This window comes from Pararobbsia alpina (genome assembly GCF_965118125.1).
Classification (GTDB): domain Bacteria; phylum Pseudomonadota; class Gammaproteobacteria; order Burkholderiales; family Burkholderiaceae; genus Pararobbsia; species Pararobbsia alpina_A.
This window is the reverse complement of record NZ_OZ221288.1, coordinates 2,135,119-2,157,252: the sequence shown is the minus strand read 5'-3', so window position 1 is coordinate 2,157,252 and position 22,134 is coordinate 2,135,119. Positions and strand designations below refer to the sequence as shown.

At 59.0% G+C, this 22,134-nt stretch carries 23 protein-coding genes; 11 read left to right on the top strand and 12 right to left on the bottom strand.

All coding sequences use genetic code 11. The annotated features are described in order from the left end of the window. Window positions 1-121: 121 nt before the first annotated feature. A complete protein-coding gene (locus ACMFWR_RS27685) occupies window positions 122-1,018 on the bottom strand; it encodes a LysR family transcriptional regulator (RefSeq protein ID WP_413195576.1) in 897 nt (298 codons plus the stop codon). Window positions 1,019-1,135: 117 nt separating this feature from the next. Between ACMFWR_RS27685 and ACMFWR_RS27680 the strand changes: the two genes are divergently transcribed. Further along, window positions 1,136-1,747, top strand: a complete 612-nt coding sequence (locus ACMFWR_RS27680; RefSeq protein WP_413195575.1) for an NIPSNAP family protein — start codon at window positions 1,136-1,138, stop codon at window positions 1,745-1,747. A gap of 105 nt (window positions 1,748-1,852) precedes the next feature. Here ACMFWR_RS27680 and ACMFWR_RS27675 read toward each other — a convergent pair whose 3' ends face one another. After that, entirely contained in the window at window positions 1,853-2,791 is a 939-nt protein-coding gene (locus ACMFWR_RS27675; RefSeq protein ID WP_413195574.1) for an alpha/beta fold hydrolase, read from the bottom strand. A gap of 58 nt (window positions 2,792-2,849) precedes the next feature. After that, window positions 2,850-3,470, bottom strand: coding sequence for a TetR/AcrR family transcriptional regulator (locus tag ACMFWR_RS27670; protein WP_413195573.1), 621 nt, complete (start codon window positions 3,468-3,470; stop codon window positions 2,850-2,852). Between the two features lie 126 nt (window positions 3,471-3,596). Here ACMFWR_RS27670 and ACMFWR_RS27665 point away from each other — a divergent pair, with 126 nt between their 5' ends. Then, a complete protein-coding gene (locus ACMFWR_RS27665; protein WP_413195572.1) occupies window positions 3,597-4,025 on the top strand; it encodes a nuclear transport factor 2 family protein in 429 nt (142 codons plus the stop codon). A gap of 47 nt (window positions 4,026-4,072) precedes the next feature. On the opposite strand, the gene ACMFWR_RS27660 is transcribed toward ACMFWR_RS27665, so the two are convergent. Together ACMFWR_RS27660 and ACMFWR_RS27655 are read right to left on the bottom strand one after the other, a co-directional pair. Further along, on the bottom strand, window positions 4,073-4,621 hold the full coding sequence (locus tag ACMFWR_RS27660) for a hypothetical protein (protein WP_413195571.1): 549 nt from the start codon (window positions 4,619-4,621) through the stop codon (window positions 4,073-4,075). 266 nt (window positions 4,622-4,887) lie between these two features. Continuing rightward, on the bottom strand, window positions 4,888-5,121 hold the full coding sequence (locus tag ACMFWR_RS27655; RefSeq protein WP_413195570.1) for a DUF2945 domain-containing protein: 234 nt from the start codon (window positions 5,119-5,121) through the stop codon (window positions 4,888-4,890). Window positions 5,122-5,555: 434 nt separating this feature from the next. Here ACMFWR_RS27655 and ACMFWR_RS27650 point away from each other — a divergent pair, with 434 nt between their 5' ends. Further along, window positions 5,556-5,933 carry a BON domain-containing protein gene (locus ACMFWR_RS27650; RefSeq protein WP_413195569.1) on the top strand — a complete coding sequence of 126 codons (378 nt, stop codon included), beginning with the start codon at window positions 5,556-5,558 and terminating at the stop codon, window positions 5,931-5,933. A gap of 152 nt (window positions 5,934-6,085) precedes the next feature. Here the strand turns inward: ACMFWR_RS27650 and ACMFWR_RS27645 are convergent, their stop codons facing one another. Continuing rightward, the gene (locus ACMFWR_RS27645) at window positions 6,086-7,027 is read right to left on the bottom strand and encodes a LysR family transcriptional regulator (protein ID WP_413195568.1); all 942 of its coding nucleotides are present in this window, start codon (window positions 7,025-7,027) and stop codon (window positions 6,086-6,088) included. Window positions 7,028-7,138: 111 nt separating this feature from the next. Here ACMFWR_RS27645 and ACMFWR_RS27640 point away from each other — a divergent pair, with 111 nt between their 5' ends. The 3 genes from ACMFWR_RS27640 to ACMFWR_RS27630 all read left to right on the top strand — a co-directional run bounded on the left by ACMFWR_RS27640 (window position 7,139) and on the right by ACMFWR_RS27630 (window position 10,117). Beyond that, the gene (locus tag ACMFWR_RS27640) at window positions 7,139-7,612 is read left to right on the top strand and encodes a cupin domain-containing protein (RefSeq protein ID WP_413195567.1); all 474 of its coding nucleotides are present in this window, start codon (window positions 7,139-7,141) and stop codon (window positions 7,610-7,612) included. A 207-nt stretch (window positions 7,613-7,819) separates the two neighbouring features. After that, a complete protein-coding gene (locus ACMFWR_RS27635) occupies window positions 7,820-9,469 on the top strand; it encodes an ankyrin repeat domain-containing protein (RefSeq protein ID WP_413195566.1) in 1,650 nt (549 codons plus the stop codon). 198 nt (window positions 9,470-9,667) lie between these two features. Then, window positions 9,668-10,117, top strand: a complete 450-nt coding sequence (locus ACMFWR_RS27630; RefSeq protein WP_413195565.1) for a hypothetical protein — start codon at window positions 9,668-9,670, stop codon at window positions 10,115-10,117. A gap of 37 nt (window positions 10,118-10,154) precedes the next feature. Here the strand turns inward: ACMFWR_RS27630 and ACMFWR_RS27625 are convergent, their stop codons facing one another. The 5 genes from ACMFWR_RS27625 to ACMFWR_RS27605 all read right to left on the bottom strand — a co-directional run bounded on the left by ACMFWR_RS27625 (window position 10,155) and on the right by ACMFWR_RS27605 (window position 14,341). Beyond that, entirely contained in the window at window positions 10,155-11,060 is a 906-nt protein-coding gene (locus ACMFWR_RS27625; protein WP_413195564.1) for a LysR family transcriptional regulator, read from the bottom strand. A 117-nt stretch (window positions 11,061-11,177) separates the two neighbouring features. Next, on the bottom strand, window positions 11,178-12,335 hold the full coding sequence (locus ACMFWR_RS27620) for a diguanylate cyclase domain-containing protein (RefSeq protein ID WP_413197366.1): 1,158 nt from the start codon (window positions 12,333-12,335) through the stop codon (window positions 11,178-11,180). A 321-nt stretch (window positions 12,336-12,656) separates the two neighbouring features. Then, on the bottom strand, window positions 12,657-13,340 hold the full coding sequence (locus tag ACMFWR_RS27615) for a hypothetical protein (RefSeq protein WP_413195563.1): 684 nt from the start codon (window positions 13,338-13,340) through the stop codon (window positions 12,657-12,659). Between the two features lie 33 nt (window positions 13,341-13,373). Continuing rightward, window positions 13,374-13,688 (bottom strand): hypothetical protein, encoded by a 315-nt coding sequence (locus ACMFWR_RS27610; RefSeq protein WP_413195562.1) that lies wholly within the window; start codon window positions 13,686-13,688, stop codon window positions 13,374-13,376. 92 nt (window positions 13,689-13,780) lie between these two features. Next, on the bottom strand, window positions 13,781-14,341 hold the full coding sequence (locus ACMFWR_RS27605; protein ID WP_413195561.1) for a GNAT family N-acetyltransferase: 561 nt from the start codon (window positions 14,339-14,341) through the stop codon (window positions 13,781-13,783). 267 nt (window positions 14,342-14,608) lie between these two features. On the opposite strand from ACMFWR_RS27605, the gene ACMFWR_RS27600 reads away from it, so the two are divergent. Then, window positions 14,609-15,421 carry a class I SAM-dependent methyltransferase gene (locus ACMFWR_RS27600; protein ID WP_413195560.1) on the top strand — a complete coding sequence of 271 codons (813 nt, stop codon included), beginning with the start codon at window positions 14,609-14,611 and terminating at the stop codon, window positions 15,419-15,421. 297 nt (window positions 15,422-15,718) lie between these two features. Beyond that, window positions 15,719-16,297, top strand: a complete 579-nt coding sequence (locus tag ACMFWR_RS27595) for a nuclear transport factor 2 family protein (protein WP_413195559.1) — start codon at window positions 15,719-15,721, stop codon at window positions 16,295-16,297. Window positions 16,298-16,389: 92 nt separating this feature from the next. Here the strand turns inward: ACMFWR_RS27595 and ACMFWR_RS27590 are convergent, their stop codons facing one another. Beyond that, window positions 16,390-17,115: a TetR/AcrR family transcriptional regulator gene (locus ACMFWR_RS27590; protein WP_413195558.1), complete on the bottom strand. Its 726-nt coding sequence runs from the start codon at window positions 17,113-17,115 to the stop codon at window positions 16,390-16,392. A 364-nt stretch (window positions 17,116-17,479) separates the two neighbouring features. On the opposite strand from ACMFWR_RS27590, the gene ACMFWR_RS27585 reads away from it, so the two are divergent. From ACMFWR_RS27585 to mdeB, 3 genes are all read left to right on the top strand, one after another. Then, a complete protein-coding gene (locus ACMFWR_RS27585) occupies window positions 17,480-18,730 on the top strand; it encodes an acyl-CoA dehydrogenase family protein (RefSeq protein WP_413195557.1) in 1,251 nt (416 codons plus the stop codon). A gap of 2 nt (window positions 18,731-18,732) precedes the next feature. Continuing rightward, window positions 18,733-19,287 (top strand): flavin reductase family protein, encoded by a 555-nt coding sequence (locus ACMFWR_RS27580; RefSeq protein ID WP_413195556.1) that lies wholly within the window; start codon window positions 18,733-18,735, stop codon window positions 19,285-19,287. Between the two features lie 111 nt (window positions 19,288-19,398). Beyond that, window positions 19,399-22,071, top strand: coding sequence for an alpha-ketoglutarate dehydrogenase (gene mdeB / locus ACMFWR_RS27575; RefSeq protein WP_413195555.1), 2,673 nt, complete (start codon window positions 19,399-19,401; stop codon window positions 22,069-22,071). Window positions 22,072-22,134 lie beyond the last annotated feature (63 nt).

The following is a 22,134-nucleotide window of genomic DNA, read 5'->3' as shown; positions in this document are numbered from 1 at the left end:
CGGTTCCACTACCAAAGCGCGAGGATCTCGCTAATGCACGACGCCTACGATGCATCACCGGCACGCATGGCGCACCGGTTGATCCATAAGGACGGCGGCAGAATCCCGCTGTGCGGCGCGCTTAGGATTCGACGACGGAGGTCTGCCGTTTTCCCCGATCGGAGAAGTGCGGCTCGAGGTCGACACACTCCGCCACGAAATTCATCACGGCCTTGATCGCCGGGGTACGGCGCAAGTCAGGATAGGTCACAAGCCAAAGCGGTGTTTCTGGCGGCGCCGACCGCTCATCGAGCCTGACCAACGCAGTATCGCCATCTCCGATCATCGTTGGCAGAAGCGCCACGCCGACGCCGTTGCGCGCCGCCGCTTGCTGGCCGATCACGTCGCCCGTTTCAAATATGATCGGACGACCGTCGAGATAGGTACGCAACCACCTCTGATGAGTCACGTGATCCAGCGACAGGTCGTAAGCGATGAATTCCCATTCCTTCTGTGGTCGAGTCGCGTAGTCACGGTGCGCATAAAGTCCAAACCGGATCGCGCCGATGCGCCGCGCGACCAAGCTGTCCTGCTGCGGCCTGACCATCCGGATCGCAACATCCGCAACACCTCGCTCCATAGGCGCAATTCCCGCTGAACCGTCCATCACGATCTTCACAGTCGGATTAGCCTCACGGAATGCGCGCATGTGCGGTGCAATGCAATGACTGCCGAGCGTTGGCGGCACACTGATCCGTACCGTTCCCGACAATGAGGACGCGGCGCGCAACGCATAGGCCTCGATCGCTTGCGCGCCATCGACGACGGATTCGGCCAGTGCTGCGACCGCTTTGCCATCGTCAGTGAGACGAACGCGACGCGGCATGCGATAGACGAGTTTCAACCCGAGCGCCGACTCCAGCGATGCCACCCGCCGGCCGATCGTCGCATGCTCGACTCCCAGCGCGGCCGCTGCACCCGAAAGTGTCTCCACGCGCGCAAGCACGCAGAAATAGCGTAAATCCTGCCAGTCGAACATAGCGATTTCCAAACAGACTCTGTGAGCAAAGCGGGAATTCCCCGCGGTGCGCGATCAGTCTAATCTCGTTCGTCAAAGGGCGTCTGAGACGACGCCTTCAGACTTGGGAGATTTGACATGTTTTACGAACTGACGACGCTGTCGTCGCATATTCTTAAGTTGCCTGAGGTTCTCGGAAATCTCGAGGCGTGGCTCGATCAACCGGCGACAGTCGGACAGAAGCTTGGAGTCTGGACCTCGGAGAATGCACGGCTCGGGAGCGTGCGCATTCTGCGGGGCTTCTCGGACGAAGAAGCATTGACGCGGGAACGATATCGCGAGTTGCACCATCCCGATCCGTTCGGGGCCGCCGGCAGCCACTGCACGTTCGAGAGCGAGAGCTACGCAGCCTTTCCGTTCCTTCCCGCCGTCGAACCCGGAGCCTTTGGCAAGTACTATGAGTTTCGCACTTACTGGCTAAAGCCAGGCGGACTGACACCGACCATAGAAGCGTGGGAAGCGGCGATGCCCGAGCGCTCGAAACTTTCTCCGTTGACAGTCAATATGTATGCGCTCGACGGCGCGCCCCGCATCACCCACATCTGGCCTTGGAACAGCCTCGACGAACGCATTGCGATTCGCGCGCAGTCGTACGCGGAAGGAATATGGCCTCCAAAGGGCGGCCCCGAACATTTTCATGAAGCTGCGTCTACGATCTGGATTCCGGCCGCCGACTCGCCCCTGCGTTGATTTACCGTTGGCAAATTGCGTTTGAGCGCAGCGTCGCGGGTGCTGCATCGATACGTGTGGCGAGCTCATTCACAGCCGTCTCCCGCTCATTGCGCGGTATATCGATCAACCGATGAACTTCATCAGCGCCTGCGAAAGCGCAAGCGGCTGTTCCTCGGGAATGAAATGTCCGCTGTGTGCAATCGTCGCCCCCGTCACGTCGTCGGCGAACGCGCGCAGCGGGCTAGCCATATCGGCAACCGAACCCTGATCGGCACTCACGCCGAGCACGGGCATCGCGAGCCTGGCGCGTTCGATCAAGGCGCGATTCTGTTGAGCTGAACGCCCTGCGGCACGATAGAAGGCGAGGCCCGCACGCAGTCCACCGTCCTTGACGAACACGCGCTCGTACTCATCGATGTCCGCTTCGGAAAACGCTTCAGGATTGGCTGCCTTGCGCCGCAGGAACCAGTCGAGATAAGCGCGCTCCTTGCCGCCGATCAGCATTTCAGGCAGATCGGCAACCATATGAAACGGGAAGTGCCATGTCCGCCAGGCTTTGTCGACCGTGACCGGCAGCGCGTCGGGCAGCGTAACGCCCGGAATGCCGGCGTCGAGCAACGCGAGACTTTTGACGGTATTGGAGAACAGCGCAGCCAACGGAAATGCGACCCATGCGCCAACATCGTGCGCAACGAGATGAAACCGGTCGACCTTGATTTGCTCTAGCAGATGACTGACCACGGTCGCGACGGTCTGCGTATCGTAGCCGTCCAAAGGCCGGTCTGAGTCGCCTTGCCCGGGAAGATCTGGCACGACGATCCGGTAGCGCTCGCCGAGAACTGGCATCACCTTGCGCCATGCGTAGCCACTTTGCGGATAGCCCGCGAGCAACACAACAGATTCGCCGTCCGTACGGCCGCCTTCGACGTAGTGAAGCCGGATGCCGTCGACGGTCGCGAAGCGATGTTCGAAGCCCTTGAGGTTTGCATCCTCACGTGAGTAAGCGCCGAGATCAAAGCGCATCGATGTCGAAGTCTTTTCCGGCGTTGTAAACGTAGGCATAAGCGTGGCTCCAAAAGATCACATTGGAAATATCAATTTCCTAATTGGACAAAAAAAATCAATCGAGCAACCGCATGGCTTCGTCGACGGACGATTCCATGTCAGCTCGGCTCTGGCCGAGCTTTCCGATCACGCGAAAACCCTCAGCCATCGCAAACAAACAGCGAGCCGTGGTCTCGACATTGAGTTCGGCACGAACCGAGCCGTCGGTCTGTGCTTGTTTGAGCAGAGTCCGTAGCAACGTTTCGACTCGTTGCATCGATTTCTTCACGGTGCCGGCTATATCCTCGTCCAAGGTGCTCAGCGTGAGCGCGCTGCTAATCACAAGGCATCCTCGTTTGCCTTCGGCACCATGCGACACATCGGCATAGAAGCTCAGCACTGTCCGCACCTTGTCCCGCCCGCTCGTCTTCGACGCGAGTTGCGTATCGAGCCCCGTCACGCGTTGTGCGATGTAGCGATCGAGCGCCGCGACGAAGATCCCGCGCTTGTCGGCAAACGCCTTGTAGAGACTGCCAGCCGTCAATCCGGTTTCAGTCGACAGGTCGCCAATCGACGTCGCGTGAAAACCGCGTTCACGGAACACCCGAACAAAGCCGTCGAGCGCGTTGTCCATATCGAACTCGCGCGGGCGGCCCACGCCGGGCGAAACTTTCAGAGGAGCGCTTTTCGTAGCCATGGGCGGATTATAGGAAATTTAAATTTCCAAATCAACGCCCGACTGTCTTCTTCCTTCATGCGAGCTTCCGCTTTATATTCAGCTCTCCCCGTGCAAGCGACCTACTGAAGCGCTCAAGGAGTCTGAATGCCGAATCCGAACTACGCTGCCTACGCGGCCGCCGACCCGTACTTCAATCTGGTTCGAGGGGCGCTGGGCGACCTCGTCGATGGCGAGCACTTCTTCGACATCGTCGCCGATGACGTCATCTATGAGGTGCTCTACGACCTGGGATGGCCTCGCGTCATCGAAGGGCGAACCGATCTTATGGCTGGGTTCAGGGGCTATGTCGACAACATCACACTTCACGCTGCCGACAGGTTAATTACCCACAAAACGGAAAACGGCTGCGTCATTGAATATGAGGTCCACGGAACCATCCTTGCGACGGGCGCGGACTATAACAATCGGTTCTGCTCGATCATCAAGATTGAAAACCGGAAGATTGCGCACTGGAGAGACTATATGGACTCCCTTGCGGCCTGGAAAGCGCTGACCGGAAGGCAAAGCGCGTAGATAGGGTTATCCGTTTGCCGGCGCCAATCGAAGATCTTTCTGGCCCGCTACGCGAACCGCAGCCGTACACCGTGTTGATTGGTGTCAAGGACCGCACGACCTTGCGCTTTCAACGCATTGAACTTCGCGAGTAGCTTGTCCAGCGGCTCACTCGCCCGCCGGGCTAACATTTGCCGTGCGGTCGGAGACACCGTCGGTGAGTTGATATTGATGGAATCAATGAAATTCGCGTAGAGCGGGTTGTCCGGTGCGCTTCCCTCAAACGACCAGGCCAGCTGGTTAGTCTGTTGTTGCGCGACAAGGTTGTAGAACCAATAAGCGCAAGCATTCTTCCCGACGCCTTCGTCTCTTGCGCAGAAATGACAGGCGTCTGCCCACTGGCTGGTTGGGTCGAGTTTGAAGCTCAGGTGGAAGTCGTATTTGTAGCCGTAAAGCTGTGCCAGGTTGAATACTCGCATCGTGCCCGAGTAGTTACTTGTTAAGCCAAGCGCGCCACGCGCGACCTCTTTAAGAAGTGCCTCCTGAATCTTTATCGATGGCCTGACTATTTTCGTGGTCGAAAAAGTGCCGAATATGGTTGTCGTCGGCGTGGGCATTTTGTTTCTCCAACGGTCGAATGGGTGATGCCTCCAGAACACCCACGTGCGTCGATCTATTCCGGCAGATCGCACCTGTCGTTTGAATGCGATGTAGCAATACGCGTTGCACACACGAGTCTGTCGAGACACCACGTAACGTTCGCGTCAGAAATCAGACGAAGACCTTCCAAGCTTTGCGACCGCGGAGAGGCAAGATGCGCAAACGAAAACGGCCGGATTGCACCACGCAATCCGACCGTCTCTCATTTGGTGATCTCAGCAGATCAATGCTTGTGATGCACCTTCTCCAATCCATCCGCACGGTGCACCGCGTGTTGACCGCTCTTTTCGCTTTCGACCTCGTAGTGAGGGTCATCCTTCGACGCATTGACATGCATACCGTCCAGATCGCCCTCCAGGTCGGTATCTCTGACGATTCTGCGGACGACCGTCCCTGTCGTCATGCCTTGCGGGGTGTTCCACGTGACGCGATCGCCTGTTTTGAGTCGATGGGACATGATGAAGCGCTCCAGTAGTTGGATACCTATCGAGGGCGCATTCTTTGTTCCCGAAGCGGTCGCGGCCGTCAGCAGGTGCCCCTTTCTACTCGTCTCTATGGGCCTTGCCGGTCGCGTCGAACGCCACCAGCGCTGCTACGGGGCCAGGACCGAACTGAATGGACGGGAAATTCCTGCACGGGCAGCGCGAGTGAAATCCACACGAGCACGTCGCGAGAGCGAGAAGAAACTCGGTCGTATTGAAGAAAATCACCCACTCGTCGGGTAAAAAATCACAACAACCGACCGATGCAGTAAGAATGACTGAACGCACCGTCCCGATGATCCTTTTGCGTCCTTCGGATGCCGATTTTCTTCAATACAGCCCTTTTAAGTACTGAGATAGTCGATGAGCACCATCCACATGACTTACTCAGATCACTACGAGGCTCAATATGCTCAAGAATCATCTGCTCGCCGCATGCTGCGCAGCGACGCTCGCGCTCACGGTCAATACGTCTTTCGCACAGTCGAACGACGGAAAGATGGAGATGGACAGCACGACGGCAGTCGAGCAACCCTTGACGATCAAGCAAGAAAAGAAGGCGCAACGCGCAGCCAATCATGCGCTGGCCAAGCGTGTGCGCGTCGCGCTCGACAAGACCAAGGGTCTTGATTCGTCGGACATCACGGTCCTGGCTAAAGGCGGCGTAGTCAGCCTTGAAGGCACCGTTCCCGACGACAAGCAAATCCCGCTCGCCGAATCGACCACGAAATCGGTCAGCGGCGTCGACTCGGTCACGAACTACGTGCGTCTCGCGATCAAGAACTAAGCGCGGCACTGAAGTATTCAGACGTTGCACTCCAACGCGTGCGGCCGGTGACGGCCGCACGCGTTTTGCTTTTCCTCCACGTCCCGCTGTTCATCCACCCAGGCACTTCCCAGTCGGAACACAACGCCCAGTCATCGGCAACGGGCGCTTGGTCAGGCGCTACGTCGTCGCGCTGAACGCGCCGGAGCACGCACTGAAGCTGCTTGCACGGTCGAATCCGACACAAGCAGATCCACTAACGCCTGCACACGCGCGGGACGCCCACGTGCGCTCGACATCACCAGGCTCACGGGCAACGGCGCGGGTCTGCATGGACGCAAGACTTCAACGAGCGCACCACTTTCCAGATAGTGGCGCGCCATGAACATCGGCACCTGCGCCAGTCCGACGCCGAGCAGCACCGCTTCCACAAGCGCTTCGCCATGACTGATGCGAAAGCGCGTCGAAGGCGCGAGCGAAGTCGCCTTGCCGCCCTCCAGGAATTCAAGCGGGCGATCACGTCCTGTCGTCGGCAAACGAAACGCCACCAGAACATGGTGCTGCAGGTCCGCTACGCGACGGATCCGCGCGTGCGATGCGAGGTAGCTCGGTGTCGCGCAGAGCACGAGATCCTGCAAGTCGAACTGCCGGGCAATCATGTTCGAATCGCGCAGCGTGCCGAATCGCACGACGACGTCGAGTTGCTCCGAGACCATGTTGACCTGTTCGTCGGACAACCGTAAATCGATGTCGAGCTCAGGGTAACGACGCTGCATATCGGCCAACATCGGCAGCATGACCCGCGTGCCATAGCCGATCGGTGCACCGATGCGCAAGGTGCCAGAGGGTTCCTCTTCGTCGCTGATGCTACGTAAATCCAGCGCGTCGATTTCAGCGAGCAGTTTCGAGCACTTTGCATGGAGCCGCTGTCCCTCGGCGGTCAGCTTGACTGAACGCGTCGTACGGCTGAAGAGCCGAATGCCGAGATCCTCTTCGAGCCGAGCGACGCTATTGGAGACCGACGAAGGCGCCAGACTCAGTTCGCGAGCGGCCTGCGTAAAGCTCCCGTGCCTTGCGACCGCGGTGAAGTTGACGAACTGACTCAGGTTCTTCATTCGAGAGATTCCCTACATTCAGACACAAGTGAATGAGTTCGCTAGCGATTAATCGCTGCCACGTTACGGTTTAGATTGCATGCCACTACGACACAATCGGAAGGAACAGCCATGTTCGTCAAGACAACCCAGCCTACTGAATACGATTTCGGCGGCTCGCGCACGCGCATGCTGATCTCAGGCGCGCAATCGGGCGGCGCCTATTGCATGCTCGAGATCTTCTCACCAGCAGGCCGAGCCACACCTCGACACCGGCATCAGAACGAAGACGAAACGATTCACATGATCGACGGCGTACTCGGTGTCGAAATCGAAGGCACGCTTCACACATTGGTCGCCGGCGACACCGTGCTGCTTAAGCGAGGCACCGCACATCAGCTGATCAATCGCGGCGACAGCACCGCCCACTATCTGGTGGTCTGCACGCCCGGCGGTTTCGATGGATTCGTCGAAGCAGTCTCCGACACCATGACGCAGCCGATCGAGCCTGAGCCGCCAACACAGGCGGCGAAGCAGCGAATGATCGAAGCGGCACCACGCTTCGGATTGACGCTGCTGCCGCCTGCTGCGGTAGTTGCAGAGTAAACCGTTGCGGGGATCTCTTCAGGGCTCGATATGCGCCCTCGGGTTGACGCTCCCGTGCCCGCTCGCATAGCATCCCGTTAGCGGTGCAGGCCGCTTCCGGGTCCGCGGACAGGGTTGAACCCACCTGCTGTAGCGAATCAGAGCGCCTTCCATCCTTTGTGCTGGCAGTGTTGCGGACCTTCGGCCATTCAATGCACGAGGATCCGCATGAAACAGCTGCCTGCCCAAGCCCATCTCGATCACCTGAAGAAACAAGCGAAAGAGCTACTCCGGCTTTATCGCTCCGGCGACGTGACGTCGATCGCACGCTTCGCCCAACATCTCCCCGCAGCCGCGAATCGTACCCATTACGAAATCCAGGCGCTCGCGCTGCGCTTGCACGATGCGCAGTCCTGCATCGCACGTGAATATGGCTTTGCTTCCTGGGCGGACCTCAGCGCCTATGTCGACGCCAACGCATTGGCGCAGCGCGAACGACACACCTTAGTTCAACGCTGGCTCGGGCTGGTCTATGGCGCGGATGTCACCGGCACCTACGCCACCTCCCGGCCACGCGTTGCGATGACGCTGTTGCTTGAGCATCCGGACATGGTCGAATCCGACCCCTACGCCGCGTGCGCCGCAGGTCATTGGAAAACGATCGCTCGCGCGATGGCTGACGATCACAACTGGATCCATCGCGCCGGCGGGCCGCTGAAGTTGCCACCGCTCGTGGCGGTGACTCACTCGAGTCTCATGCAGGTACCCGAGATCGCGCAGCGACTTCGTCAATGTGCCCGTGCACTCCTTGACGCAGGCGCCGATCCGAACCAGCACATCGGAAATCGCCTTCCTCCCGCCTCGTTGTCAACGCCTGACGAGTCAGAGCCGCTGTCGGCACTCTACGGAGCGGCAGGCGTGGTTCGCGATCCGGCTCTCACCGAGATGCTGCTCGATGCAGGTGCGAATCCCAATGACGGCGAATCGCTCTATCACTCGCTTGAAAACGTCGACTGCACGCGCCTGCTCTTGCTGCGAGGCGCCCGTGTCACCGGAAGCAACGCATTGTGGCGTGCCCTCGATATGCCGGATGCCGCGGCACTCGAACTGTTGCTCGCTCACGGCGGAAATGCCAATGAGTCCGCCCCCGATGGCCTGAAGGTCTGGGGAACGCCGCTATTGCGTGCGATCGCGCTACGCAGATCGCCACGCCATATCGCAGCGCTACTCGCGGCCGGAGCGAATGCACAGGCCAGGACCGAAGCGGGCGTAAGCGCTTATCGGCTCGCCGCGCAGGTGGGTCTCATGGACGTCGCAGCATTGTTGCGCGACGCGGGAGCCAGTGAGCCGCTCACAGCGGAAGAGGACTTTGTTTCAGCATGCGCACGCGGCGACATGACTCAGGCGCGCGACATTCAGATGCAACGTCCCGATCTGCCCGGATCGCTATCGCAAGATCAGCTTCGCTTACTACCCGATGCCGCCGCGTGGGGATCGAGTGCCGCAGTCAGGACCATGGTCGAACTCGGCTGGCCTCTCGACGCACGTGGTGGGGATTGGCAAGCAACCGCCCTCAATCACGCGGTCTTTCGCGGCGACGTCGAGCTGACAACATTCTTGCTAGCCCACGGAGCAAGCTGGCGCGACACACACGGCTATGGCTCCGATGTGCTCGGCACCTTGGGATGGGCCTCCGAGAACGAGCCGGCAGTCGAAGGTCACGCCGACTGGGTGGGTTGCGCCCGCGTGCTGATGCAACACGGTGTGCCACGTGCAGAGCATGATCCCGAGCGCGACGATCGGGTGTTAATCGATGGTCGACACATGGTCTTCTCGGAGGACGTGAGCGAGGTACTGCTCGGTAGAAGTTCTGAATAAAGCAGGTTGCCTGGCGCGAATATTCCCTAAACGAGATTGTCGCCGCCGGGCCCAGCCTGCGTGCATATTTAGCTGCTTACGCAGTCATTCGCTAAGCATCTAAAAGAAAGCCGCTTGGCCAGGCCATTCACTTTTGCAATGGAATTGAACGTGATCGTCAGGTGTTGTTCCGATCAGTACAGTTCAAAGGATGCGAAAGTGAGCGACATCGCCTATTGCCTCGCGGCCGTCATCGGCCTGTGTGTTTTTATTTTTATCCTCTTTGCCTGCTGGCCTTTCGATCTGCGCCATCTGGCCCTCGGCAGTTGCGCAGGGTACCTGACTGCCGAGGCTTACCTCGTGCTGATGGGCGACGCTTTATATGAGAGCCTCGATGACGATCCGCAGTCCGAATCTGAGCAGGAAGTCATTCCGGACGGCGACACGTACGCACATGCGGAGAGCAACGTCGTACAGCTCAATCCCGCAGTCAGCGCGACATCCACGCAAGCTGACGACGATATCCGCAGGCGAATCGAATTCCTCAAGCGTCAAGGCTACTGGGTGCCGCTCGTAGGACACGATAGTCCCTCGCAGGCAACCTTATCCGACCCGGACTATCGAGCACAGGTCGACTCGCGCTCAAGTCGCGGGGACGCTCAGGAATGAAGCGAACAGGCGCTGATTGCCACCCATTTGATGGGGCTTATCGGATCCGTACAGGCGCAACATTCCCGGCGCGCGCAAGCTCCACAAACGACGTCAAATAGTCGATCGGCGCGTCGGCCTCACGCGTACCCAGGAAAATCTGCTTGGCGATGCCTTCACGCCCAAGCTTGACGCTGACCACGGGCAAGTGATCCGCATATTCGTCAGCGAGCCAACGCGGAAGCGCCGCGACACCGCGGTCACTCGCGACCATCTGCAACATGATGTCCGTCGTCTCGATCATCTTGTGACGGCGAGGCGCCACATTGGCGGGCCCGAGAAACTGGTTGTAGATATCGAGTCGACCCGTCTCGACCGGATACGTAATCAGCGTTTCGTCCGTGAGCTCTTCAGGCTTGATGTATTTCGCATTGGCAAGCCGATGCCGTTCGGACACCACGAGCACCTGCTCATAGTCAAAGACAGGCTCGAACCGAAGGCCGGGTCGCTTGAGCGGATCAGGCGTCACCAGGACATCGATGTCGTATCCGAACAGTGCGCCGATCCCGCCGAACTGGAAGTTTTGCTTAACGTCGATATCGACATCGGGCCACTCGGACAGATAGGGCGAGACGATCTTGAGCAGCCACTGATAACACGGGTGACATTCCATGCCGATGCGCAACGTGCCTCGTTCGCCCGCAGCGTATTGCTTCATCCGCGTCTCCGCGTGCTCGAACTGCGGCAGCAGCCGGTTCGCAAGCGACAGCAAATATCGCCCGGCCTGCGTGAGCCGCAGGCTCCGACCTTCGCGGTCCCAGACGGCCGTGCCCAATTGCTGCTCCATCTTTTTGACCGTGTGACTCAGCGCGGATTGCGTCACGTGTAGCACGTCGGCTGCGGCGGTCAACGAGCCCTGCTGCTCGACTTCCCGGATGATCAGAAGGTGAATGCGCTCAAGCATGGCGACTCGTCCACATGATGAAATCTAATGGTTAGATGAAGTAACGCCATTTTATTTCATTGGGCGATCATCGCCTGGTGCGCAGGCACGTCGAGCAGTCTGATCAGGAATTCAACATCAGGCCGACGGGTTCAAGCTCAGCGACGTCTCGTTCGAGCGCTGCGTCCGGCGGCGCTTGATCGCATACATCGACGCGTCCGCCATGCGGAGCAAGGCATCGATATTGGCTTCGTCGCCGGTGACGCGCGTAATGCCCACGCTCACCCCCACATGCATCGAGGCGCCGGTGCTTGACCAGAAAGGGTCCTCGATCAGTCGCGTAACGACTTTCTCCAGCTCATCGGGCCCAGCGTAGTCGCTGAAATCATCGATGACGACGAACTCGTCGCCGCCCATCCGGGCGATCAGACCTTCAGTGCTCACAATCGAGCGCAATCGATTGGCCACTTGCGTCAGCAAGGTGTCGCCCGCCTCGTGTCCATGTACATCGTTGACGACCTTGAAGCCATCGAGGTCGAGGTACATCAGCGTCATGCCAGGCTGAATGCGACTGCCACTGCCCGACATCGCGGCATGGAAAAGCCCGGCGCGATTGAGCACGCCCGTCAGCATGTCGTGGCGAGCGCGATGGCTGTTCTCGCGCTCGGCGATCATCGTCGCGATCAACAACGAATTCAAACGCCGCGCAGCGACGCTCATGGCGAACAGATAGAACGGAATCTGAAGAAGGGTCAGGAGCAGCACTTTTTGCTCCGACACCAGTGCGCCAAGGCAGCAAGGTCCCAGCGAAAGGAAAATCATCACGGCTACCAGCCGAGGCGCAGCAAAGTTTCTGAAACAGATACCGCCGACCATCGCAGCCGCTGAGAGAAACGACAGTGTCGTTGCAACCCAGTCTCCGCTGAGCGCGCAGACAAACGCGCCGTAGCCGACGGTGGCTCCCCAGAGCGGTGCCAGCCACAGATACAGATCCGTCGGCGTGGCTTTACCCTCTTGCGCGTTCTTGCGCGCTATGACGAGCACGCCAAACCGGATCAGACAAACGGCGATCTCCGCCGCCAGCCAGAATTGGAACCAGGCGGTCGGATGCCGAAGCTCGAGCACCCACGCGACGGCAACGGTGTTGAACACCCCGCCAAAGAAAATGGGCAGCGTGCCGAAGAGCGTACCGACAAGCGACACACGGATTTCGTGAGGCGTTTCCTTGCCCGGTTCGGCCAGCCAACTCGCTACTCGCCCCCGCGGTAGCGTGAAAACTTGATCACCGCTCTGCAATTGATACCCCATATCGATAATCGCAGGCCTGTGACTTCGCTTTATTGGACGCCTGCCATGCTTGAAATTCATTCACTTCACAGGAAGCAATCGTACACGACGCGGGGCGGGGGACCCTAATTCGTCTGAAATTAGCGTTTCTCTGTTGTACACAGCCACCGAAGCTGAATTTGAATACGGGTCGATACTCGACACGATCCTGTGTAACAACGACTCGAAAGACTGTTCTTCGCCTGACGTTGAACGCACCGAAACGACGATGCATCCCGTCACCCATACAGGTTCGACGACATACTGCCCAACCCGCCGGCACACTGGAAATTAAAGTGACTCGGTTCCCGGCAGCGGGGCACGATGCGTCGGAGTCGTCGGCGCGGCCACCGCATCATCCGGCGCCGGCGAGTGGTCGGGCGTCAGTACATGATCTTGTTGCAATCGATCATTGATCGCCGCGGCCATCTCTTGCGCGTTCTTATCCATACCGTCGGTCATCGAATCAAGGACGTTCTGATGAATGGGTGCTTCGACCGTCGTGCGATAAAAGAGGTGTTCTGTTACGCGAGTGCCGTGTTTCAAAGGATCGTTGGGATCCGGAATCGGTATCGCATGTACATCGGCGACCGTCAATCGCCAGATCGCGTTCGCTTCGCCTCGGTTGTTTGTATGCACGCGAACGGCCGTGACCGTCATCATCTGTGTCGCGTGCGATGACAATAACGCGCCCGGCAACTGACGGGCTTCAAGGGCGTTGTTGATCGGTAACCAGGTGACGGGAATGTCGGTTCCGGCGTCATCCCGCAAGGCGGTTCCAAGCGCACGTGTGAACTCCCGGCCGTCGCTGAAATACCTGGCTTGGCCGAGCAATCTGTCGTCAACGACGACAAGCAGCGCGCGCACAGGAGTGGGTATACCTCGCTGCAGGTCTGCCTCATGCGCGATGGGAGCAGCACATCCGGCAACACCGAGCGTCGCGATGATAGTGAGTACGTTTTTTAAGGCCCGCATTCGCGCACCATTTCTTGGGTTGAATTTAAAGTGCTAGTGTCTCGGTACGAATAACGGCCAGGTATTGTGAAACTTAAATCGCCACATCGACAAGAAGAACCCATGTCTCCCGATGAAATAAATGCAGGTTGCTTGGAACTGTTTGATGGCTGGTGTGAACGTCGTGCCGTCAGACCACTGCGTGATCTGCTTCGCGCCTGGCCGCTCGCAAATGGCCTGACCGATGATTGGGGTAATCGGCACGACGCGCTGCGGACCTTGCGAGCCAACTGTCGCCCAGATATTTCTGAGGCCGAACTCGCAATCGTTGATAGCTTGATACGCGCGATAGCCCATATTGTCTTTCAACGATGATCGACTACATACTCAAATGCCGTGCGATTGCCGGGTATTGTTTCGTTCATCTGTACGTCACCGGCGCGCAGACCTAGCCTGTTTGCCTATCTCTCACGCTGGCTGTGCACCCAGTGATCACGCAAAAGCGAAAAGGCTCGAAATGCCTTTTCAGACTCAGATTGGTCCGCTGACACTTCGCCATCTTCAATGGGCTTCAGTCCCAGTTCGAGCAGCGTCTTTATGCTTCGGAGATTCCAGGGGGCTGCTCCAGCCCAGACTTCTTCGACGGTCATAGCAGTGAATGCATGCTGGACAGCTGCTCTTGCACTTTCCAGTGCCAAGCCGCCGCCCCAATGGGAAGGGTGCAGCCAGAACGCCAAATTCCAGCTCCCGGACTCGCCTTTCTGGACGAGAGACACCTGGCCGACGCACTTCTCACCAGTTCGAAGGTCGACCGAAAGCAAACAAGCTCTGCCACGTGCCGACGTCTCAATCATAGAACTCAGCCATGCTTTCAATCGGCCTTGCCGATGCAAGCCGGCGAGCGGAAGTTCGCTGGGAAACTCCGACGTGCCTATAGCGGTAGCCAATGCTTCGTAGTCGGATGGCGTTGCATTTCTGAGCAAGCAGCGGCGAGTCGAGACAATATGGGTTAACTCGTTCATTCCCTGTGACGATCCAGAATGGCCTATGGCAACGCGCCCACAATTCGAGCGCTTGTACCGACCGGCCGATAGCAGCATAGTAATCGTCGGACTGACCACACCATTGATACTCGGTTTCGTCCGTTTGTGAACGTCGACTCGCGAGAGCCGGCACTCCAACGCGGTGTTTTGCGTTCTCATGCATTCGCTGCTGGTCCATGCGATGACTGCCAAGCGCTCTAGAATAAAAAAAACGAACGCAGCGTCAAAGCCTTACAAGAGGGCATCATGACCGAACACGAAAAACTGTTTGCGGGCTCGATCCCCAAGTTCTACGACTCGTTGATGGTCCCGTTGATCTTCGAGGTCTATGCCACCGATCTGGCGGAACTCGTAGCGAGCACGTCACCTGGCACGGTGCTCGAAACGGCGGCGGGAAGTGGAGTTCTGACCCGAGCCCTCGCGCCGAGACTCTGCGCTGATGCGCGCTACGTCGTGACCGATCTGAGTCAACCCATGCTCGACTTCGCTGCCGCCAGACAAGGGTCCGACGGCCGTATAACGTGGAAGCAGGCAGACGCGCTCAATCTGCCGTTCGAAGACGCCACATTCGACGTTGTCTGCTGCCAGTTCGGCGCGATGTTCTTTCCCGATCGGGTAGCCGGCTACGCCGAGGCGCGTCGCACGCTGAAGCCGTCAGGACGCTTCATATTCAACGTCTGGGATCGCATCGAAGACAACGCTTTTGCCGACGACGTGACTCGTGCGGTCGCCACCTTGTTTCCAGATGATCCTCCTGACTTCCTCCCTCGCACGCCGCACGGATATCACAACGTTGAATTGATCAGAACGGAACTGAGCCAAGCCGGTTTCGCCAACATCGAAATAGAGACTCGCGCAAAGACGAGTTATGCAGCATCAGCCCGGGACGCTGCCACGGCGTACTGCCTTGGGACACCGTTGCGCGGTGAAATCGAGGCGCGGGATTCCAGCCTGCTTCAGCAGGCCATCGATCGGGCGACCGACGCGATTGCGCTTCGCCATGGCGACGGATCAGTGGTCGGCAAATTACAAGCGCACATCGTCGTAGCCGCAGGGTAATCGAGCGAAGAGCGACAACCCGACGTCCTCGGTCCCACATTCTTTTAGACATTTCGTCACACTGACAGCGCCGCCCTATAGCAAACCCTATAGGTCATCAAATGTCCTTGCGTGGGCATGGACCGGTTTCTATATTGAGCGCAGCCGAAAGACTGACTACCGCGTCAGCTCATATATCGGAGCCACGTTGTGGGCACGCGATCGCTCTCGTCGCATCGCAGCGTATCCCGCATGCTCTTCGTCACCAAATGACGTGGCCTCCCACCGCTTTCCATCGCACCTTTCAAGGAGTTCTGCATGTCCCTTCGGATCGAAGACACCTTTCAGATTTCACAACTGATCAGCGGTTGGATTCACCGTGATCTCGGCGAATGGACTCGGCTTCGAGAACTGTTCCATTCGGATGGGGTCATCGAAGTGACGTGGTTTGAAGGCCTGTTTTCGGACTTCGTCGAAGGCTCGATCAGGATGGGTGCCTCCAGGATCAAAACGAAACATCTGATCGGCACTCCCGTTGTGACCTTCAACGGCGACCGCGCGTTTGTCGAGACCAATGCAGTCATCGTCGGGCAGAACCTCGAACTCGGCCTGGGATGCGAAACGCACAATCGCTTTATCGATACCGCGGAGAAACGCAACGGCGTGTGGAAGCTCGTCAAACGCCAGAGCGTCTACGACATGGGCTCGTTCACCTTTCCGCTAGGCCTTGTCGAAGTCGATCGAAGCATCGTCGCCAAATACCCGGCGGAATATGCGGCGCTCGCCTACTTGCTTGAGAAGAGCGGATTTCCCGTCAAACGTGTTTTTGCCACACGCGGTAGCGACCTCGAGAAATCAATGAAGGCCGAGGTCAATCTTTGGCTTAACGCGGCTTAGCCGCGCGTACGTTCAGACTGCCTGTGATCGGGGTTCATGCATACCCCGCTCAGTCATATCCGACACACGCATCGCATCCATGCAAAGGCACATCAACGTGCCTTGCCCGGAATGCGGTGCTCGAGAAACGCGCGTCCTTCCTTCGAATTCATATTGAACGCCCAGACAGGCTTGCTGATGCCAAGCTCTCCTGACGCCCAGCGCTGCAGATAGTCGAGCGAAAACACGACCGCCTTTTCGACGATGATCTTGTCGCAGCCCAGCACCGTCATCGCGAGGCGCGTGTAAATGTCCATATACGTATTCGGATCGTCCATCCCTTTGCAGATGAGTTCGATCGCCTGCATCGACGCGCCCATCAGAAAATCGCTCGTCGCATCGACGGTGTCGAAGTGAAACTGGCCGATCTGTTTGCCCCTGTCGAGATCGGCGGCCATATAACGCGCAACAAGCGCGTGATGCGGCCACGCATCCGGACGCGTCACGAACCCCGCCCACTTGCGATCAAGCAATGCACGAATCAGGAACACCCGAAAGCCAACGCACGCTCGCTCCCACGGTTCATTGAGCACGTCGTACGCGGGCAGGATGTCCGTCGTCATTTGATTGCTGAGTTCCTGCCCGATGATCGCGAGCACTTCGTCTAGCGAATCGAAGTAGTTGTAGAACGTGCCGCGAGAGACTTTGGCTTCGCGGATCACGTCATCGATCACAGGGGGCGGTCCCGAACGCTCCGCAAAAACTCGCGTCGCCGCGTCGATCAGCTTCGCGCGCATGATCACGCGCTTCTTCTCTGCGACCTTGATCCGATGGTCCATCCGATGTCTCCCTTGCTCACGCAAACGGTTGCATTCCCATCATTTTGTGACTGATTGTCAGAGTGACAAAGCCATCCTATAGCAAACCCTATGGATAGCCAAATATCCTTGCACCACCGCCTGCAGGTTCCTATATTGAGCCCATACATAGCAATGACACCAGTGTCATTCATACAACGGAGACAAGGCATGAACCCACGCTTCCTTCCGTCGCAAAGCGGCGCTCCATGACGATGCGGGCCACTGCGCCCGCACACCCCAGGTTTCGTATCTGTTGACACCCACGACGCTTCCGAGCGCCGAGGCTGCCCCCCTTTTGCCTGCCCTGCCGCAGCATGTTTTATTGAGGAACCCTAACGTGAACATGATGAAAGTAGACGACATCGAAATCCGCGACGACATCGCGACGAGTGACTGGCTTGGACAAGCCGCGAACACGCAGGGCCCGACGGCCCGCGAACTGGTCAAGCGTGCCGAGGCGCTGCAGCCCCTGCTCGCCCGACATGCCGCTGAATCAGACCGTAATCGCCGCGCCCACGAGGAAAGCATCCAGGCCATCGATGAAGCCGGACTCTTCCAGCTCATGGTGCCCAAGCGCTTCGGCGGCTTTGAAGGTTCGCTACGCTCACACCTGGAAGTCTCAGCCGCGTTAGGTGAGGCATGCGGTGGCACGGCATGGGTTGTCGCACTGATCAACGTGTGTGCATGGTTCACTGGCCTCTATTCGAAGCAAGCTCAGGAGGACGTGTGGGGTGCGAATCCGAAGGCCCGCGTATCGGGTGTCTTCACGCCATCGACGCAATCTCGCCGGGTCGACGGTGGGCTGATTATCTCGGGCAAATGGTATTTCTCCTCGGGCTCGCTCCATGCCGATTGGGCGCTGGTGGGCGTGATCGAGCACGACGAAAACGGCGCATTCAAGCATCAGTATCTCGCGCTGGTACCGATGAGCGACGTATCGATCGAAGACACGTGGTACACGGCAGGCATGCGTGCATCGGGCAGCAACTGCATTGTCGGTAACGAGGTCTTCGTTCCCGAACATCGTCTGCTCGACATGCAAGGGGCGATCGCCGGCAACTACCCGACGGAATTCAAGGACGAGGCGGCCTATCGTGCGGCGTTCATTCCGTTCGCGGCGCTCATTCTGACCGGGCCACAGCTTGGCATGGGCCGCGCGGCACTCAAATACGTGATCGACAAGGCTCCGGTGCGTGCGATCACCTATACCTCATTCGAAAAGCAGTGCGACTCGACCGTGTTTCAGACGCAGATCGCCGATGCCGCAATCAAGATCGACACAGCACATCTGCGCGCGTTTCGCGCCGCGGACGAGATCGACAATGCAGCGCGTCTGGGAGAACAACTCGACTACACGACGCGTGCACGCGTGCGCGCCGACACCGGCGTCATCACTTCACACGTCACCGATGCGATCAATACCCTGCTCTCGGCCCATGGTGCGGGAAGCTTCGCGGAGTCGAGTCCGATGCAACGCTGGTGGCGTGATTCGAACACGGCCGCGCGTCACGCAGTGGGCCTGCCTGCCATCGGGATCGAACTCTACGGAAAGGCTCTGCTGAACGTTGAAAACAACGTGACGCCGCTGGTGTAGCCATGAGTTCCGTCTGCCCGACACACGACGCCGAGTGCGATGCGATGACGTGGGACCCCAAGGTCCTGCGCAACGCCATGGGCCTGTTTGCCACAGGTGTGACCGTCATTACCTATGCGTTCGAGGATCAGCCCACGGGCATGACCGCAAACGCATTTATGTCGGTGTCGCTCGATCCCGCACTGGTGCTCGTGTCCGTGCGTGCGGTATCCCGCTTCAACAATGCGGTGCACAAAGGCACGCGCTACGGCATCAACGTGCTCGCGGAAGATCAGCGTGCACTAAGCATGCATTTCGGCGGACGTCCCAACGCCGACCTCGACATTCCGTTTGTCGAAGCGCGCGGTGCGCCATTGCTCGACAACAGCCTTGTGCAACTCGTTGCACGGGCCGTCGACATACACCGCGCAGGCGACCATCTGCTTTATCTCGGCGAGATCGAATACATCCGGTACGGACCGTCGCGACAACCGCTGATCTTCTATAGCGGCCAATACCAGCAGGTGCACGCGCACCGACCGATGATCACGGCAAACGGGTGCGTCGAGGGGTGGTGACGTCGGGTTTCGATGATCGCGCCGCCCCGGTACGCCGAGCTCGACAGCCGGACAACTCAACCGTTTCGAGCATTTCGAACGCTTTGAACACTTCGAACTGAGCAATCCGATATGAAGTCTGAATCGCATGACGTGCTTGCCGGCGCACTCGATGTGCACAACACGCACGATGCCGACAAACAAGAAACCAGCGAGTGGCTCGATGCGCTTGAGGGCGTCGCGCACTTTGCAGGCCTTGATCGCGTGACGTTCCTGCTTCAACGCCTTGCCGAACACGCACGTCATCTCGGCCTGTCGCCAGCCGAGCATCCGTACTCGCTGTACCAGAACACGATTCCGGTCGAAGCGCAGGTTCCGTACCCTGGCAATCTTGCGCTCGAAGAACGGATCACATCCTTTATCCGGTGGAACGCGCTTGCCATGGTTGCGCGAGCGAACAAGGCCTATGGAGAACTCGGTGGACACATTGCGAGCTATGCGTCGGCCGCGGAAATCTTCGAGATCGGCTTTAACCACTTTTTCCGCGCGGACAACCAAACTTCCAAGGGCGATCTCGTTTATTTCCAGCCCCATTCGGCCCCAGGCGTCTATGCACGTGCGTTTCTGGAGGGACGTCTCGAGCAGACGCAACTTGAACGCTATCGGCAGGAGGTCGACGGCAACGGATTGTGCTCGTATCCGCACCCGTGGCTGATGCCTGACTTCTGGCAGTTTCCCACCGGATCGATGGGCATCGGCCCCATCAGTTCGATCTATCAGGCGCGGTTCCTTCGCTACCTCGACAACCGGAAGATCGGCGACACGCGTGAGCGGCATGTCTGGGGCGTGTTCGGCGACGGCGAGATGGACGAACCCGAATCGATTGCCGCTCTGTCGCTCGCCGCGCGCGAGAAGCTCGACAACGTGACGTTCGTCATCAATTGCAATTTGCAGCGTCTCGACGGACCTGTACGCGGCAATGGACAGGTGATTCAAGAGCTGGAGTCGATCTTCGCAGGCGCCGGCTGGAACGTGATCAAGGTGATCTGGGGCTCCGACTGGGATCCGCTCTTTGCACGCGACCGGCACCACACGCTGCTGCGCCGCTTTGCCAATACGGTCGATGGCCAATACCAGACGCTCGGCGCCAACGACGGCGCCTATAACCGAGCGCACTTCTTCGATCTCGATCCTGAACTGCAAGCGCTGGTGTCACATATGACGCCTGAGGAGATCGACGGCCTGCGACGTGGCGGCCACGATTTCCGCAAGCTGCACGCGGCGTTTGCAGCCGCGCGTGCGCGCAAGGGTCAACCCACTGTCATCCTTGCCAAAACCAAGAAGGGCTACGGTATGGGCCATGCCGGCGAGTCGCGCAATACGGCACATCAGCAAAAGAAGCTCGACGTCGACGCGCTCAAAGCCTTTCGCGACCGCTTCGCGCTGCCACTCAACGACGAACAGGTCGAGTCGATGGCGTTCTGCCGGCCCGAGCCGGGCAGCGTCGAAGCGCGCTATCTCCACGAGCGGCGCGCCGCGCTCGGTGGCTTCCTGCCCCGTCGCTCGACCCGGGCCGAAACCGTGCCCGTACCGCCGATCGCCGACTATGCGCAATTCGCGCTGACACCCGACGATCGTGAGAATTCGACGACGACAGCGCTGGTCCGTATGTTCAGCAATCTTCTGAAGGACAAAGCGCTGGGGCCGCGGATCGTGCCGATCGTGGCCGATGAAGCGCGGACGTTTGGCATGGCCAGCCTGTTTCGGCAAGTCGGTATCTATTCGCCCGTCGGCCAGCTGTACGAGCCCGAAGATGCGGGCTCGATGCTGTACTACCGCGAATCGACCGACGGGCAGCTCCTTGAGGAAGGCATTACGGAAGCCGGCGCGATTTCATCGTGGGTTGCCGCTGCGACGTCGTATAGCGTCAGCGGCATCGCGATGCTGCCCTTCTACATCTATTACTCGATGTTCGGTTTTCAGCGCGTCGGCGATCTCATCTGGGCCGCCGCCGATCAGCGTCCACGCGGCTTTCTGATCGGTGCGACTGCGGGGCGTACCACCCTGTCGGGTGAAGGTCTCCAGCATCAGGACGGCACCAGTCAGCTCATCGCATCGACCGTACCCAATTGCCGCGCTTACGACCCCGCCTTCGCCAGCGAGATCGCAGTCATTGTCGACCACGGCAGCCGCCGCATGCTCGAACAGCAACGCGATGAGTTCTATTACCTGACGGTGACCAACGAGAACTACGTTCATGCGCCTGTCGACGAGTCGCAGTACGACGACGTGATCAAGGGCATGCGCTTGTTCGGAAGACGGGGGCCAGACGATCGGCCCGCGATTCGCCTTCTGGGATCGGGCGCGATCTTGCGGGAGGTGATCGCAGCGGCCGAACTGCTCGCCGACGACTGGGGTATCGCTTCGGAAATCTGGAGCGTCACCAGTTTTTCGGAACTCGCGCGTGATGCACGGGAAGTCGAACGGCAGTCGATCTTCGGTGCCGGTGGTCGGGGTCCTTCGCATGTCGAGCAATGCCTGAAAGGCGAGATGCCCGTCGTTGCCGCCACCGACTACGTGCGCGCTTATGCGCAGCTGATTGCGTCGTATGTGAGGGCTCCGTATATCGCGCTGGGGACGGACGGTTTCGGGCGAAGCGATACGCGCACCGCGCTTCGACGGTTCTTTGAGATCGACCGGTTCCATATCGTGCTGGCCGCGCTGTCTGCGCTCGATGATGAGAAGCACGCGCTCGCGCGCGAGCGGTACCCGTTCACGTCCACTGCTGCACCGTGGACGTGCTAGTCGGGCCCCATCCATTCAACACGCACGCGAACGTTGAACCTGCTTGACCCGGCGCTGCCTCGA

What these genes read in the sequence shown, in the direction of transcription:
- ACMFWR_RS27685 (WP_413195576.1), bottom strand. Translation starts at nt 1,018, where the DNA reads ATGTTCGACTGGCAGGATTTACGCTATTTCTGCGTGCTTGCGCGCGTG.
- ACMFWR_RS27680 (WP_413195575.1), top strand. Translation starts at nt 1,136, where the DNA reads ATGTTTTACGAACTGACGACGCTGTCGTCGCATATTCTTAAGTTGCCT.
- ACMFWR_RS27675 (WP_413195574.1), bottom strand. Translation starts at nt 2,791, where the DNA reads ATGCCTACGTTTACAACGCCGGAAAAGACTTCGACATCGATGCGCTTT.
- ACMFWR_RS27670 (WP_413195573.1), bottom strand. Translation starts at nt 3,470, where the DNA reads ATGGCTACGAAAAGCGCTCCTCTGAAAGTTTCGCCCGGCGTGGGCCGC.
- ACMFWR_RS27665 (WP_413195572.1), top strand. Translation starts at nt 3,597, where the DNA reads ATGCCGAATCCGAACTACGCTGCCTACGCGGCCGCCGACCCGTACTTC.
- ACMFWR_RS27660 (WP_413195571.1), bottom strand. Translation starts at nt 4,621, where the DNA reads ATGCCCACGCCGACGACAACCATATTCGGCACTTTTTCGACCACGAAA.
- ACMFWR_RS27655 (WP_413195570.1), bottom strand. Translation starts at nt 5,121, where the DNA reads ATGTCCCATCGACTCAAAACAGGCGATCGCGTCACGTGGAACACCCCG.
- ACMFWR_RS27650 (WP_413195569.1), top strand. Translation starts at nt 5,556, where the DNA reads ATGCTCAAGAATCATCTGCTCGCCGCATGCTGCGCAGCGACGCTCGCG.
- ACMFWR_RS27645 (WP_413195568.1), bottom strand. Translation starts at nt 7,027, where the DNA reads ATGAAGAACCTGAGTCAGTTCGTCAACTTCACCGCGGTCGCAAGGCAC.
- ACMFWR_RS27640 (WP_413195567.1), top strand. Translation starts at nt 7,139, where the DNA reads ATGTTCGTCAAGACAACCCAGCCTACTGAATACGATTTCGGCGGCTCG.
- ACMFWR_RS27635 (WP_413195566.1), top strand. Translation starts at nt 7,820, where the DNA reads ATGAAACAGCTGCCTGCCCAAGCCCATCTCGATCACCTGAAGAAACAA.
- ACMFWR_RS27625 (WP_413195564.1), bottom strand. Translation starts at nt 11,060, where the DNA reads ATGCTTGAGCGCATTCACCTTCTGATCATCCGGGAAGTCGAGCAGCAG.
- ACMFWR_RS27615 (WP_413195563.1), bottom strand. Translation starts at nt 13,340, where the DNA reads ATGCGGGCCTTAAAAAACGTACTCACTATCATCGCGACGCTCGGTGTT.
- ACMFWR_RS27605 (WP_413195561.1), bottom strand. Translation starts at nt 14,341, where the DNA reads ATGAACGAGTTAACCCATATTGTCTCGACTCGCCGCTGCTTGCTCAGA.
- ACMFWR_RS27600 (WP_413195560.1), top strand. Translation starts at nt 14,609, where the DNA reads ATGACCGAACACGAAAAACTGTTTGCGGGCTCGATCCCCAAGTTCTAC.
- ACMFWR_RS27595 (WP_413195559.1), top strand. Translation starts at nt 15,719, where the DNA reads ATGTCCCTTCGGATCGAAGACACCTTTCAGATTTCACAACTGATCAGC.
- ACMFWR_RS27590 (WP_413195558.1), bottom strand. Translation starts at nt 17,115, where the DNA reads ATGGACCATCGGATCAAGGTCGCAGAGAAGAAGCGCGTGATCATGCGC.
- ACMFWR_RS27585 (WP_413195557.1), top strand. Translation starts at nt 17,480, where the DNA reads ATGATGAAAGTAGACGACATCGAAATCCGCGACGACATCGCGACGAGT.
- ACMFWR_RS27580 (WP_413195556.1), top strand. Translation starts at nt 18,733, where the DNA reads ATGAGTTCCGTCTGCCCGACACACGACGCCGAGTGCGATGCGATGACG.
- mdeB (WP_413195555.1), top strand. Translation starts at nt 19,399, where the DNA reads ATGAAGTCTGAATCGCATGACGTGCTTGCCGGCGCACTCGATGTGCAC.